Here is a 13,267-nt window from a genome sequence, read left to right as displayed (position 1 = left end):
CGCCGCTGGGGCGGTGCTGCTGGGTGGGGTCGCTGGAAGGGAACGGACGACGGCGGGCGTGTCCCGCCGTCGTCCGTCCTGCATTGCTGCGGTGCCGGTATGCCGTGCGCGGCTACTGCGCCGCGTAGAGGGTTTTGGCCTGCGCCTCAAGGTTTTTGACGTCCATCTTGCCGTCCTTGATGAAGCTCTGCAGGGCAGGGATCATCACGTTGTTGGCCATGGCGGGCAACGCGTCACGGTCGAAGAACTGGCTGATGTATTTGGCGTCAGCGATGGTCTCGGCGCACTTCTTGTTCAGCGGACTGAACTTGGAGGTGTCGGTGCCCTTGGCGGTGGCGATGTTGGAGGCATCCACCGCGGCGTAGGCGTCCTGCGCCTCGGGCGTGCCCAGGTACGCCATGAAGTCCCGCGCAGCCTTGTTCTCGCCGCCCTTCTTGGACAGCAGGAGGCCGTCGATGGGGGCTTCGACGGCGTCCCGGCCTTCCATGGCGATCTCCGGGAAGGCGAAGAAGTCGATGTCGGCCAGCACCGCAGCGTCGGTGAACTGCTGGGTGACGAACGAGCCCAGCAGGTACATGCCGGTCTTCTTGGCTTCAAGCGACTTGGCAGCATCCTGCCAGGTCTGGCCGAGGGCTCCGGGATCCTGGAACGGCAGCAGCGCGGACCAGGTGTCAAAGACGGCGCTGACCTTCTGCTGGTCCCAGGATTCCTTGTGGGCGCACAGGTCCACGTGGAACTGGTAGCCGTTCAGCCGCATGTTGATGTAGTCGAAGGTGCCCATGGCGGGCCAGCCGTCCTTGTCCGCGAAGCCGATGGGGATGATGCCGTCTCCCTGCATCTTCGCGGCGAGGGTCTTGAGGGCGTCAAAGGTTTCCGGAACCTCGTACCCCTTCTCGGCCCACAGGCTCTTCCGGTAGAAGAAACCCCACGGGTAGTTGTAGTTGGGCACGAAGTACAGCTTGCCGTCGGGTCCGGTGGAGGCCTTCTTCAGCGCGTCGGAGTAGTTGGCGCCGATGGTTTCCCAGACGTCGTCGATGGGAGCAAGGAGTCCCTTGCCGGCGTAGTACTGCATCCGGTAGCCGGCAAACCAGGTGAAGGTGTCATCCGGGGAGCCCTGGAGGTAGGAGTTGATCTTGTTCTGGAAGTCGTTGTGGGGGACCGTGTTGGTGGTGACCTTCTTGCCGGTCTTGGCCGTAAACGCATCGGTGACGGCCTGGTAGGCCCGCTTGGGAACATCGTCGGAGGAGCCGGAGCCGAAGGTCAGTCCGCCGGAATCGGTACCTGTTGCGGACGGTGCGCTGCCGCCTGTGCAGGCTGCGAGGAACGGGATGCCGGCCAGGCTGGCAGCGCCAACGCCGGCGGTCTTGAGGATGCTCCGCCTGCTCGGGAAGGCAGTTGCGGACGCATCAAACGGTGAAGCCATGTTCTCTCCCTTGAGTAATAGCAGCATGTGAGGCACCTCACATCAGTACGACTATAACCTCGCAAAACAGAACATGGAAGAACGCTTAACAACACTTTTGCAATTGTTATTTTTGAATCGTCACAAACGCCTGACGGCCCCGGTTATCCCTAAAACACAGGGCAATCGGGGCCATCTGGTGGTGCTGCGGCAAATACTAAGCCGGTGTTACTTTCTGAGCGACTGTGCGATCTGCTGCATGATCGTGGGATCGGCCAGTGTGGTGGCGTCGCCCGGGTCGCGGCCCTCGGCGACGTCCTTGAGCAGGCGCCGCATGATCTTGCCGGAGCGGGTCTTGGGCAGTTCAGGGACCACCAGGATGTTCTTGGGCTTGGCGATGGGTCCGATCTCCTTGCCCACGTGGTTGCGGAGTTCCTGGACGGTTTCATCGCCGTTGTTCGCGGCGTCGCCGCGCAGGATGACGAAAGCCACCACGGCCTGGCCGGTGGTCTCGTCAGAGGCGCCAACGACGGCGGCTTCGGCCACGGCGGGGTGGGAGACCAGGGCGGACTCGATTTCCGTGGTGGAGAGGCGGTGCCCGGAGACGTTCATGACGTCATCCACCCGGCCGAGGAGCCAGATGTCGCCGTCCTCGTCCTTCTTGGCGCCGTCCCCGGCGAAGTACATGGTCTCGAACCGTGACCAGTAGGTGTCCTTGAACCGTTCGGGATCGCCCCAGATGCCGCGGAGCATGGCCGGCCAGGGTTCACGGATCACCAGGAACCCGCCGTGCCCGTCGGGCACCGATTCGCCCATTTCGTCCACGACGTCCACGGCGATGCCCGGTAGCGGCACCTGCGCGGAGCCCGGCTTCGCCGCGGTGACGCCGGGAAGCGGGGCGATCATCTGTGCGCCGGTTTCGGTCTGCCACCAGGTGTCCACGATGGGCGCATTGTCCCCGCCGATGACCGTCCGGTACCACATCCACGCCTCGGGGTTGATGGGCTCACCCACGGAGCCGAGGACCCGGATGGAGGACAGATCGTACTTGTCCGGGATGTCCCGGCCCCACTTCATGAACGTGCGGATGGCGGTGGGGGCGGTGTACAGGATGGAGACCTTGTACTTTTCCACGATCTCCCACCAGCGGCCCTGGTGCGGGGAGTCCGGGGTGCCCTCGTACATGACCTGGGTGGCACCGTTGATGAGCGGGGCGTAGGTGACGTAGGAGTGCCCGGTGACCCAGCCGACGTCGGCCGTGCACCAGTACACGTCCGTCTCCGGGTGCAGGTCGAACACCGCCTTGTGCGTGTACGCGGTCTGGGTGAGGTACCCGCCGGTGGTGTGCAGGATGCCCTTGGGCTTGCCGGTGGTGCCGGAGGTGTAGAGGATGAACAGCGGGTGCTCGGAGTCGTGCCCGACGGCGGTGTGCTCGGCGGACGCTTCACCGACGGTTTCGTCCCACCAGTGGTCGCGGCCCTCGTGCCAGTCCACGTCCTGGCCGTTGCGCTTGACCACCACCACGTTCTGGACGGTGTGCCCATCTTGGGACAGGGCGTCGTCAACAGCCGGCTTCAGCGCACTCGGCTTGCCGCGGCGGTAGGTTCCGTCAGCGGTGACCACCAGCTTTGCTTCAGCGTCGTCGATGCGGGAGCGCAGGGCGTCGGCGGAGAAGCCGCCGAACACCACGGAGTGGACCGCGCCGATCCGTGCGCAGGCAAGCAGGGTGATGACCGCCTCGGGGATCATGGGCAGGTAAACAGCCACACGGTCGCCCTTGGACACGCCGAGGGATTCGAACGCGTTCGCGGCCTTCTTTACTTCCTCGGTCAGCTCCGCGTAGGTGTAGCTGCGGCTGTCACCGGGTTCGCCTTCGAAATGGATGGCGACGCGGTCGCCCAGGCCGTTTTCCACGTGCCGGTCCAGCGCGTTGTACGCGGCGTTGACTTCGCCGCCCACGAACCACTTGGCGAACGGCGGGTTGGACCAGTCCAAAGCCTCGTCGAAGTCCTTGCTCCAGGTGAGCAGCTCGCGGGCCTGCTTCGCCCAGAAAGCCGGCCGGTCGGCGTCGGCCTCTGCATATTCACCGGCCTTGACCACTGCGTTGGCCGCGAACTCCGGCGTGGGCGGGAAGGTCCTGGTCTCATGCAGCAGGTTTTCGAAGGCGTCGCCCTGCTGTGCACCCTGTCCTGCCGGGGCAGCGGGAACGGTGGCCGTGGAGCTTGGAGTGTCCTGGGACATGTGAACCTCATCATTCATCGATCTTTGCTGCGCGGGATGCAGGCCACGGCCGTGCCGGGCCGCAAGCACGACACCGGGCACCGGCCGATCACGGACATACCGCAAAGAGCTGTTCCGGAATACACCCTAACTCTTGCCGGCACGGCCATGTGTGCCTTGTCACAGTTGTCCCCGTAAGCGGCATTTTTTGTGCGGTGAATGGTTTCCGCGCCGCTTCCGGGAGGTCCCTGCGCCACCGGTTCAGCTAGTGATCAGCCGGGCTGTTGACTAGGCTGAAATGGAATTGTGACTTTACTTCGGGCCTGCGGGCCGGGCTCCGGGCCCGGCCGGGGGAACGGTGTTTCGACGGCACATCGTGGATCGGCCCAATCCGGTTCCGTGCCGCCATGCTAAGGAGAGCAGAATGAACCAGCCCAGCTACGGCCAGAAAACCGGCCCCGCCACGGAAACGGGCGCCGGCCAGGCCGGCGCCGCCGCGGCAGGCCAGCAGGCCGCGCCCAAAGGCGCCGGGACGCCGTTCCGCCTCGCCAAGGATTCCAATCAGGCAGTGCTTGGCCCCTTCACGGTGCGGGACTTGACGGTCTTCGTAGCCACCCTCGTCCTGTTCGTTGCTTCGCTGCTGCCCATCTTCGGCGCACGCTACAACCTGTGGAACCTGAACAACCTCTTCTTCCTGGGCCTCGGAATCCTGTTGCCGCTGGTTACCAGCGCATTGTTCGCCGCGCGCCGGTTGGCGCCCGCCACGAAGATCCGCGTCGGTTCCCTCTCCATTGACCAGTTCGCTTCGGTGTCCGCGTGCTTCGCTGTGGCGTTCTTCTTCATCTCCGTGGCCGGGGCCTACGTTCCCAGCCTGCTGGTGGGCCTGATCGGTTCCATCATCCTGTTTGTTGCCACCGTGCTGGGCCGGTTCGTGCCCTATCTCTCCAGCGATTTCCTGGGCCGCGCCGAAGCGCCGGCCCACGTGGCCGCCCGCGAGTCTGCCGTACCTGCACCGGCTCCCCGTGCTCCGAAGCAGCCCAAGCCTGAAGCGGCGGCCAAGGCGGGATCCCACCCGGAGGCGGACTCCCACCACAAGCATGAAGCCCCGAAGTCCCGGCTGGGCGGCAAGCTGTTCGGCGGCGCCGGTGCCGGATCGTCCGCGGTAACGCCCGGGTCCCAGCACCACACGCCTGAGCCGTCGCACCACGTGCCTGAGCCGTCGCACCACACGCCGGCCGCGGCCGCCGCACCGGCGGCACGCCCGTCGGACGCCGTGGCACCCGCCACCGCTGCCGTTCCCACCGCGGGTCCGGCAGCAGCAGGGGCACCTGCCGGTGCTGCCGTATCCACTGCGCCCGAGGCAGCCGACCACACCCCCGAGGTGGACGCCGGCCCGCCAACCCAGGCCGCCGACGTCGTCCGCCCTGCTGCGGCACCGGCCGCAGAGGAAACGCAGCGCGCCAACGTACCCGCCGCGGGCCAGCAGGCGGCAACGCACGACGCCGGCAGTTCCCCGGCTGCGTCCGCTCCACAGCGCACGTGGGAGCCGCCGGCCGCCACTGCTGTACACCAGCAGGTACGGGTTGAAGAGCCGATCGGCGCTACCGTCGATCCGTCCAGCCACGACGAGGACGAGCATCCCGTCCATGAGGCCTTCTGGTTTGCCGTGGCCCAGCACCGCACCGCGTTCGATCCGCACAGCGGTTCCCCGGCCTTCGTCATCGAGCCCGGCGGCTGGGTCCTGGCCCTGGAAGACCGCGGCCACGAATTCCTGGTGCAGCACACCGACGGACGCCTGGGAGTCCTCCGCGACCTCAGCAACATCGAGCGCGGCTAGCCCCATGGCCGCGCCGAGGGCCGCCGGAAAGGGCGGGGAAGCCGGGCCTGCCGGGCAAGCCGTGCCCGGCGGGCAGGCTGCAGGCATGCCGGTGATTTCCTCCGAATCGGCTCTGGCCCTGAAGCGGCGTGCCCGGCGGATCAACCGTGCGCTGGCCGAAAAGTACCCCTACGCCCACGCGGAACTGGACTTCACCAACCCGTTTGAACTGCTGGTGGCCACGGTCCTCTCGGCCCAGACCACCGACGTCACCGTCAACCTGGTCACGCCGGTGCTCTTCGGACGCTACCCGGACGCCCGCGCCATGGCCGAAGCGGACCCGGCCGTGCTCGAGGAAATCCTCAAGCCCACAGGGTTCTTCAGGGCCAAGTCCCGGAACCTGCTGGCCCTTGCCACCCGCCTGGTGGACGAGTACGACGGCGTGGTCCCCGGCCGGATCGAGGACCTGGTCACGCTGCCCGGCGTGGGGCGCAAAACTGCCAACGTGGTCCTGGGCAACGCCTTCGGCATCCCCGGCATCACGGTGGACACGCACTTCGGGCGGCTGGCGCGGCGGTTCAACTGGACGCAGTCGGACGATCCTGTGCAGGTCGAAGCGGACGTGGCAGAACTGTTTGAACCGCGCGACTGGACCATGCTCTCGCACCGGGTGGTGTTCCACGGCAGGCGGGTCTGCCACTCGCGGAAGCCGGCCTGCGGCGCCTGCCCGGTGGCCAACTGGTGCCCCAGCTACGGGCTCGGTGAGGTGGATCCGGTGAAGGCGGCGAAGCTCCTCAAATATGAGCTCGCACCCGGCAACGAGGCGTTGCTGGAGCAGCTGCAGGCTGACACGCACCGGGCGGCCGAGATCCGGATGGCGTCGCAGCGGCGGCCCCTGTGATTCCTGGAGAAAATTCGTGAGCGCCGGGGGAAATTCGTGAGCGCCAGGGAGGACCTGCTGGGGCTGGCTCGGCGTGCGGCGTCCGGGTCCAACACCACACCGGACCCTCGGTGGGCGGCCCTGACCGTCGACGAGAAGCTGGCCCGCCGTGCCGCCGTGCTGATGCTCTTCGGCGCACTGGATGACGTCCCCGCGGTTTCCGGCAAGCCGCTGGCCCCGGCCGACCTCGACGTGCTGCTGTTGGAACGGGCCCACACGCTCGGTTCGCATCCCGGCCAGGTCGCCTTCCCAGGCGGCAGCCTGGATGCGGGTGAATCCGCCGTGGACGCGGCGCTCCGGGAAGCCGAGGAGGAGACCGGCCTGGACTCGGGCGGCGTCGAAGTCCTGGGCACGCTGCAGCAGCTCGGCCTCGCCCACAGCAACTTCCTGGTGACCCCTGTGCTGGGCTGGTGGGCGTCGCCGTCGCCGGTGCATGTGGTGGACTATGCGGAGTCGGCCCAGGTCTTCCGGATCCCCGTCCGTGACCTGCTGGACCCGGAGAACCGGGTGATGGCCACCGTCCACCGGGCCGGGCGTTCGTTCGACAGCCCGGCCTTCACGGTGAACGGCGTGGTGGTGTGGGGTTTCACGGGCATTGTGCTCAGCGGCCTCTTCGACCAGCTGGGCTGGTCGGTGCCCTGGGACAGCACCCGGCTGCACCCCGTTGGTGTATAGGTATTAGGGTGGCCGCGCGCGCCATTGAGCGCGGCCACCCGGCTGTTGGGGCCTTCTCCAGGCCCTGTGGATGGGTCAGGCCTGCTGCTGCCGCCGGTCCACCACAATTCCGGTCGCGGCGGCCTCCCGCATCGCATTAACGCCGTCCCGCAGCTTGCTCAAGGATTTGAAGCTTGGTGAAACGGCAACGATGTTGCCCTCTGCGTCCGTTAGCCGGAGCCGGTAGGACTCGTCTCCTGCCCGGTGAATCTCAAATCTGCCCGCCATGCCGGACCTCCCCTGGTGTGCGTCGTCGCATCAGCCGTCCGACCGGTCTGCATCAGTCGCCGCTACCGACTGTAATCCGCGTCACGCGGCGCGTCGAGCTACTCCCCGGTAGGTTACTTTCTCCGTCATATGGGTAGGAAACGGGGTTGGCCGGTCCGCGCTTGGTGGCTTACTTGGCCAGATCGTAGGAGTCCACCACGGCCACGCTTACGGGAAACTCCACCGGGATGGGACCGAACAGGAGTTCCTTCGCGGCGCCGGCGGCATCCTCGATCGCCCTGATGCACTCGTCCACGGCACCCGCCGGGGCATGCACCATGACTTCGTCGTGCAGGAAGAACACCAACTCCGGACCGGCACCGCCGGGCCCTGCACCGGTGCCGTGCGCACGGAGGCTGCGCAGCCGCCGTCGTAATTCCGCCAGCCAGCATGCCGCCCAGTCCGCGGCCGAGCCCTGGACCACGAAGTTGCGGGTAAACCGTCCCCGGGACCTGGCGATCGACTCGGCACGGCGCTGTTCCTCGGCGGTTGCCGAACGCTGGCTTTGGTACCAGCGCTCCGACGGCGGCGGGCTGCTGCGCCCCAGCCGGGTGGTTACCGTGCCTCCGGCCTCGCCTGCCCGGGCGGCCTGTTCCACGAAGTCCACGGCCCGCGGATACGTCCGCGCCAGCTGCGGCATGAGGCGGCCGGATTCGCCGGAGGTGGCACCGTACATCGCCCCGAGCAGGGCCACCTTGGCTTTTGCGCGGTCTCCGCCGAACCCCTTGGCGGCGATGCCCGCATAAAGGTCCTGGTCCCGCGCGGCTTCAGCCATCACCGAGTCCCGGGCCAGCGCCACCAAAACCCGCGGCTCCAGCTGGGACGCGTCGGCGACGATCAGCTTGTAGCCAGGGTCAGCGTGCACCGCACCACGGACCTGCCGGGGGATCTGGAGGGCACCGCCGCCCCGCGACGCCCAGCGGCCGGACACCACGCCGCCCACCACGTATTCGGGCCGGAACCTCCCGCCCGCCACCCAGGCGTCGAGCCAGGACCAGCCGTTGGCCGTATGCAGCCGCGACAGTTTCTTGTACTCCAGCAGCGGGCCGATGACCGGGTGGGGCAAGTCCTTCAGCTCCCATTTGCTGGTGCTCTTTACCTCGATGCCGTTGCGGTGCAGGGCCCGGATGAGTTCCTGCGGAGAGTCCGGGTTCAGCGCGGGGGAGCCGAGCAGCCGACGCAGTTCGGCGGCCAGCGCTTCCAGCCGCGCCGGCCGCTGCCCTACGGGCGGACGCGGGCCAAGGTAACCGGCCAGGATGTCCTCGTGCAGGTCCTCCCGCCACGGCACACCGGCGTACTGCATCTCGGCGGCGATCATCGCGCCCGCTGATTCAGCTGCCAGCAGCAGCTGCAGGCGGCCGCGCATGCTGCCATCTGTCCCCGCCCCGGCCAGGGCCCTCTGCTGCGCCGCGTACTCGGTCCGCAGCTCCTCCGGGGTATGGCGCAGGGGCGGCACGGTGCCCGGGTCCTCGAACAGGGCGCCCTGGTCCGCAGGGGGAGCAGGGGGAAGCAGCGATTTCGGCGGCAGGACCGGATCGTCCACCGGGGTTCTGTCCGACGTGCGGGCGTACTCCGTATGGGCGGTGAACTGCGAAAACGCCAGGATGTTGCCGCAGAGCGTGAGGTCGTAGCAGCGCTCGAGCTCCACGCCGGCCCGGAGCAGCGCCGGGTACCAGTCCTGGGTCCGGTGCCAGATCCAGCGGGGCGGCGTGGGGCCGCTTTCCAGCTGGCGGACGACGGCGGGAAGGTCGCCGGTGCTGACGACGCTTACTCCGGGATTGGAAGGCGCGGGTTCGCCCGCCGGGGTGAGTTCCTGCAGCGTGGCCCCGGAAGGGTGGGCGGCGAGCAGGACATGCATGCTCCAATTGTGCACGCTCGGCGGGACGCTTCCGTACGGCGGCATTTGTCCGGCCTGTCCTTACCAGCCTTATCCACATAGCTGCCGGCGGACCTTACCTGCCGCCGCGCCGGCATGGAGAGTGGCTCCATGAGCAGGCACCAGATACTTCCTCCACCGTCGGGGCACGGCCCTGCCGGGTCCGCCGGCCATGCCCCGGGCTCCCCACATCCCGGCGCGTCGCGTGGACCCGCCCGGCCGGTGGACGGGTCCACTGACGCGTGGCTGCCTGATGCCTCCGGAGAAGTGCTGCTGGTGACTGCATCGGCCTTCCTCCGCTCGGAGGTGGAACGGATTGTTGCTGCCGCAGGCGGACGCCTGCGCGTGGCCGTGGATGCCGCAGAGGGCGGCCGTCACTGGGACGGGGCGTCGGCGGTGCTGGTGGGCAGTGACATCCGGGAGCTGCCGCCGCGGCGGCGGGCACCTGCCGTCCTCGTCGGGCTGGACGGCGAGGGGGACAGCCTGTGGCATCTGGCCGCCGCACTTGGCGCCGAACGCGTCGCAGTGCTGCCGGATGCTGCTGCCTGGCTGGCGGACCATTTGAGCCGGTCACGGTCGCCGGGGCCCGGTGGCCTGGTTCTCGGTGTGACCGGTGGCTGTGGCGGTGCGGGCGCCACTACGGCGGCCATCTGGATTGCGCAGGCAGCGGCCGGCATGGGTGCCCGGGTGCTGCTGGTGGATGGCGATCCCTGGGGCGGCGGGCTTGAACTGGCCATCGCCGCCGAAGACTATCCCGGGCTGCGGTGGCCGGACCTGTCCGACGCACGGGGCAGCATCGACCCCCTCCAGCTGGCCGACTCCCTGCCGGTGTCCGGCGGGTTCTCGTTCCTGTCCTGGCCGGCCAGCCGCGAACAGCCCGATCAGGTGGCAACGCCCACTGCCGCCGGTGTCCTCGACGCCGCCCGGCGGGGTTACGAGCTGGTGGTGGTGGATATTGGCCGCCGTGCCGAGCCGCTGAAAACATTCGCCTGGGACTGCGACCGGATCTTTGTGGTGGTGCCGGCCCAGCTGAAGGCAGCCGTTGCCGCGGTGCGGCTGCTGCAGGAATTCCCGCCCGTGGAGGCGTCGGTGCTGGTGCGGGGCAAACCGGGGGCTGCCATTGACGGCCCGCTCCTCGCGGAGGCCATCGGGCTTTCCGTCGTGGGCCGGGTCCCCGAACTGCGCGGCATGGCTGCTGCCGTGGAATCCGGCAAGCTCCTGGATCTTGGCAGGCGGCGCAGCGTGCGGCGCTTCGCCGGGACGGTGCTCGATTGCCTCGGCGAGGAGCTGCAAACGGGAGAACCGGCATGACGCCGGGCGAAGGGGACGCATCCGGGGCTGTTGCGGCACCTCCAGAGAATTCCGTGCTCATGCCACGGTCCCGGCGAAGTGCCCGGATCCTGGAAGGGCAGCGGCGCGGAGCCCATCCGGGCGGCCCGCCTGCCCGGGGACGCCCCGTCGATGCGGGGCTCCTGGAATCGGTGCGCGAATCGATGATGGCCGAGGCCGGGGCCGTAACTCCGTCCCGGGTGGCCGCCGCGGTCCAGGCCACCGGAAAGTTGCTGGGAACTGCGGGGGCGTTGGCGGCAGTGGAACGGATCAGCGCAGAACTCAACGGACTGGGTCCCCTGCAGGAGCTCACCCGGGACCCCGCAGTGACGGACATCTTCGCCAACGCGCCGGACTCTGTATGGGTTGACCGGGGCCGCGGCATCGAACGGGTGGCCGTGGCTTTCGAAGGCGAATCCCAGTTGCGGGCGCTCGCCTGCAGGCTGGTGGCGGCGGGCGGGCGGCGCCTGGACGACGGGTCGCCCTGCGTTGATGTCCGCCTCCCGGGCGGCTACCGTGTCCACGCTGTGCTGCCGCCCGTCTCCACGGCGGGGACCCTCCTGAGTATCCGCATCAGGCGCGAGCACGTTTTCGGGATGGAAGAACTTGAGGCAGGAGGAATGTTCAGCCGGCCTGTCCGGGACGTACTGGAAAAAGTAGTGGAGCAGAGGCTGAGCTTCCTGGTCAGCGGCGCCACCGGCTCCGGAAAGACCACCCTGCTGTCAACGCTGCTGGGGCTGTGCGCGGCGGGGGAGCGGCTCGTCCCCATCGAGGACGCCTCGGAGCTGAACCCCGTCCACCCGCACATCGTTTCCCTGGAATCCAGGCACGGAAACCTGGAAGGCGGCGGCGAGGTGGACCTGGGCGATCTGGTGCGGCAGGCCCTGCGCATGCGCCCTGACAGGCTGGTGGTGGGTGAGTGCCGCGGCGCCGAAGTACGGGAGCTTCTTACCGCCATGAACACCGGTCACAGCGGCGGAGGCGGCACCATCCACGCCAACACGGCGGCCTCGGTTCCGGCCAGGCTCACGGCGCTGGGTGCGCTGGCAGGGATGAGTCCGGACGGTGTGCGGCTGCAGGCAGCCAGCGCGTTGGACGTGGCCATCCACGTCGAACGGACACCCCGGGGCCGCGAAGTCACGTGCATCGGTGCTTTCGTCGATTCTCCGGACGGGCTGACGGTGGTGCCGGCCCTGGAAACCGCGGCCGGTGTCGCCGGGCCCGCCTGGCCGGCGCTGGCCGCACGGCTCGGCATGGAACCGGAAGGCATCAGGTGATTGTCCTGCTGGCGCTTGCCCTGTCCCTTGCGGCGCTGCTGCTGCTCAAACCGCCCCGGGGTGCTGCCGCACGGCTGCGCCGCGCCGCGGGCCCGCACCCCGCCCGGGCCTCCGATCTGGTGGGCGGATCCTCACGCAGGCGATTCCCCCGCCGTGGCCAGCGGAAATCGGGACAGAACGCAGCGGCGGGGGCACCCCTGACAGTCCTGGTGCAGCAGTTGGCTGCGCTGCTCAAAGGCGGCCGCACACCCGCCAGGCTGTGGGATGAGCTCTGGATCGTTTATGGAACGGACAGCCCCCAACCATCCACGGGGGATGCCGCTGCCGGCCCGGCCACGGGAGGGCTGCCGGAGAGTTCCCTGGCCCTCCTGGCGGCAGCACGCGGTGCCGCGGCACGGGGCACACCGGTGTCGGCGGCCATCAGGCGGGCGCTGCCGGAGGTGCTTCCCGGCGGAGGCCGGGAAGCACGGATCTGGTCCGAGCTGGCAGCCTGCTTCGATATCGCCGAGGCCAGCGGATGCCCCCTCGCTGATGTGCTCACCCGCTTTGCTGCCCAGCTTGAGGTGGAGTCCGACGCAGATGCGGCGCGCCAGACAGCCTTGGCCGGCCCCAAGGCCACGGTCACGCTGCTGACCTGGCTGCCGTTGATGGGACTTGGGCTCGGCATGGCCCTGGGCGTTGACCCGCTGGCCATGCTGTTGGGTACGCCCCTCGGCCTCGCTGCCCTGCTGGGTGGCGCGGCCCTGACCGTTGCGGGCCGGCTCTGGTCTGCGCGCCTGGTGGCAACTGCCGCAGGAACCGGGAAGCTGTGACAGGCCCCGGGATCACGTCGGTGGCGCTGTTCGCCGTCCTGGCCGTCGCAGCGTTCCTGGCCTGCGCCGGACGCGGCAAGGCCCGCACACGGCTCCGCATCCTCCGATTGCATGGCTCGGCTCGCACGGCAACAGTCCCGGAGCTCCGCGACCGGGCCGGACCCGGCCTTTCAGACACCGCCATGATGCTCGAACTCGTGGCCGCCATGCTCGACGCCGGCTCCAGCATCGGCCGCGCACTGGAACTGGTCTCCATGTCCGCCTCGGCCAGATACAGCGAATCACTGCGGCCGGTGGTCTCGGCCCTGGCCATCGGTGCCGACTGGGAAACGGCCTGGCGCAGCTCAGCGGTCAGGCAGCCCGGCATCCTGGAGCTGCGGGATGCACTGGGCTTTGCTGCGCTGACCGGCGCGCCGTCCTCGGCCATCCTTTACGCCCAGGCGGCCAGGCTCCGCCGGGAACGGTTCCGGGCCGCCGAAAAGCGCGCGGCGTCGCTGGGCGTCAAGCTCGTCATTCCGCTGGGGCTGTGTTCGCTCCCTGCCTTTATTTGCCTTGGCGTCGTCCCGGTGCTGCTGGCCCTGGTCCCATCGGGCTCCTGAACGCGGCCGCGGTGT

The 13,267-nt window shown here is 68.6% G+C and carries 11 protein-coding genes; 7 read left to right on the top strand and 4 right to left on the bottom strand.

The window, feature by feature from the left end; all coding sequences use genetic code 11:
• Positions 1 to 112: 112 nt before the first annotated feature.
• Both ACHL_RS15915 and acs read right to left on the bottom strand, forming a co-directional pair.
• Positions 113 to 1,423 carry an ABC transporter substrate-binding protein gene (locus ACHL_RS15915; protein WP_050767104.1) on the bottom strand — a complete coding sequence of 437 codons (1,311 nt, stop codon included), beginning with the start codon at positions 1,421 to 1,423 and terminating at the stop codon, positions 113 to 115.
• 207 nt (positions 1,424 to 1,630) lie between these two features.
• Complete coding sequence (gene acs, locus ACHL_RS15910; RefSeq protein ID WP_015938325.1) at positions 1,631 to 3,643, bottom strand: acetate--CoA ligase; 2,013 nt, start codon at positions 3,641 to 3,643, stop codon at positions 1,631 to 1,633.
• A 403-nt stretch (positions 3,644 to 4,046) separates the two neighbouring features.
• On the opposite strand from acs, the gene ACHL_RS15905 reads away from it, so the two are divergent.
• From ACHL_RS15905 to ACHL_RS15895, 3 genes are all read left to right on the top strand, one after another.
• Complete coding sequence (locus ACHL_RS15905) at positions 4,047 to 5,459, top strand: hypothetical protein (RefSeq protein ID WP_015938324.1); 1,413 nt, start codon at positions 4,047 to 4,049, stop codon at positions 5,457 to 5,459.
• 85 nt (positions 5,460 to 5,544) lie between these two features.
• The gene (gene nth / locus ACHL_RS15900; RefSeq protein ID WP_043794780.1) at positions 5,545 to 6,339 is read left to right on the top strand and encodes an endonuclease III; all 795 of its coding nucleotides are present in this window, start codon (positions 5,545 to 5,547) and stop codon (positions 6,337 to 6,339) included.
• A 36-nt stretch (positions 6,340 to 6,375) separates the two neighbouring features.
• Entirely contained in the window at positions 6,376 to 7,053 is a 678-nt protein-coding gene (locus tag ACHL_RS15895; RefSeq protein ID WP_015938322.1) for an NUDIX hydrolase, read from the top strand.
• A gap of 75 nt (positions 7,054 to 7,128) precedes the next feature.
• On the opposite strand, the gene ACHL_RS15890 is transcribed toward ACHL_RS15895, so the two are convergent.
• Positions 7,129 to 7,320, bottom strand: coding sequence for a YegP family protein (locus tag ACHL_RS15890; RefSeq protein ID WP_015938321.1), 192 nt, complete (start codon positions 7,318 to 7,320; stop codon positions 7,129 to 7,131).
• A 169-nt stretch (positions 7,321 to 7,489) separates the two neighbouring features.
• Positions 7,490 to 9,217, bottom strand: coding sequence for a bifunctional 3'-5' exonuclease/DNA polymerase (locus tag ACHL_RS15885; protein ID WP_043794149.1), 1,728 nt, complete (start codon positions 9,215 to 9,217; stop codon positions 7,490 to 7,492).
• Between the two features lie 240 nt (positions 9,218 to 9,457).
• Here ACHL_RS15885 and ssd point away from each other — a divergent pair, with 240 nt between their 5' ends.
• From ssd to ACHL_RS15865, 4 genes are read left to right on the top strand one after another with little or no spacing between them, the layout of a single operon-like run.
• Positions 9,458 to 10,546: a septum site-determining protein Ssd gene (ssd, locus tag ACHL_RS15880; protein WP_015938319.1), complete on the top strand. Its 1,089-nt coding sequence runs from the start codon at positions 9,458 to 9,460 to the stop codon at positions 10,544 to 10,546.
• Complete coding sequence (locus ACHL_RS15875; RefSeq protein ID WP_015938318.1) at positions 10,543 to 11,841, top strand: TadA family conjugal transfer-associated ATPase; 1,299 nt, start codon at positions 10,543 to 10,545, stop codon at positions 11,839 to 11,841. Before ssd ends, ACHL_RS15875 begins: the two co-directional genes overlap by 4 nt.
• Positions 11,838 to 12,653, top strand: a complete 816-nt coding sequence (locus tag ACHL_RS15870; RefSeq protein ID WP_015938317.1) for a hypothetical protein — start codon at positions 11,838 to 11,840, stop codon at positions 12,651 to 12,653. Before ACHL_RS15875 ends, ACHL_RS15870 begins: the two co-directional genes overlap by 4 nt.
• Positions 12,650 to 13,252 carry a type II secretion system F family protein gene (locus tag ACHL_RS15865; RefSeq protein ID WP_015938316.1) on the top strand — a complete coding sequence of 201 codons (603 nt, stop codon included), beginning with the start codon at positions 12,650 to 12,652 and terminating at the stop codon, positions 13,250 to 13,252. Before ACHL_RS15870 ends, ACHL_RS15865 begins: the two co-directional genes overlap by 4 nt.
• Positions 13,253 to 13,267: the final 15 nt, after the last annotated feature.

Source organism: Pseudarthrobacter chlorophenolicus A6 (genome assembly GCF_000022025.1).
In the GTDB taxonomy this organism is placed as follows: Bacteria; Actinomycetota; Actinomycetes; order Actinomycetales; family Micrococcaceae; genus Arthrobacter; species Arthrobacter chlorophenolicus.
The sequence above is the reverse complement of the archived record's forward strand: the minus strand, read 5'-3'. Positions and strand labels throughout refer to the sequence as shown.

Excerpts from the sequence above, each read along its gene's own strand:
- ACHL_RS15915 (WP_050767104.1), bottom strand. The coding sequence starts at position 1,423 with ATGGCTTCACCGTTTGATGCGTCCGCAACTGCCTTCCCGAGCAGGCGG.
- acs (WP_015938325.1), bottom strand. The coding sequence starts at position 3,643 with ATGTCCCAGGACACTCCAAGCTCCACGGCCACCGTTCCCGCTGCCCCG.
- ACHL_RS15905 (WP_015938324.1), top strand. The coding sequence starts at position 4,047 with ATGAACCAGCCCAGCTACGGCCAGAAAACCGGCCCCGCCACGGAAACG.
- nth (WP_043794780.1), top strand. The coding sequence starts at position 5,545 with ATGCCGGTGATTTCCTCCGAATCGGCTCTGGCCCTGAAGCGGCGTGCC.
- ACHL_RS15890 (WP_015938321.1), bottom strand. The coding sequence starts at position 7,320 with ATGGCGGGCAGATTTGAGATTCACCGGGCAGGAGACGAGTCCTACCGG.
- ACHL_RS15885 (WP_043794149.1), bottom strand. The coding sequence starts at position 9,217 with ATGCATGTCCTGCTCGCCGCCCACCCTTCCGGGGCCACGCTGCAGGAA.
- ACHL_RS15875 (WP_015938318.1), top strand. The coding sequence starts at position 10,543 with ATGACGCCGGGCGAAGGGGACGCATCCGGGGCTGTTGCGGCACCTCCA.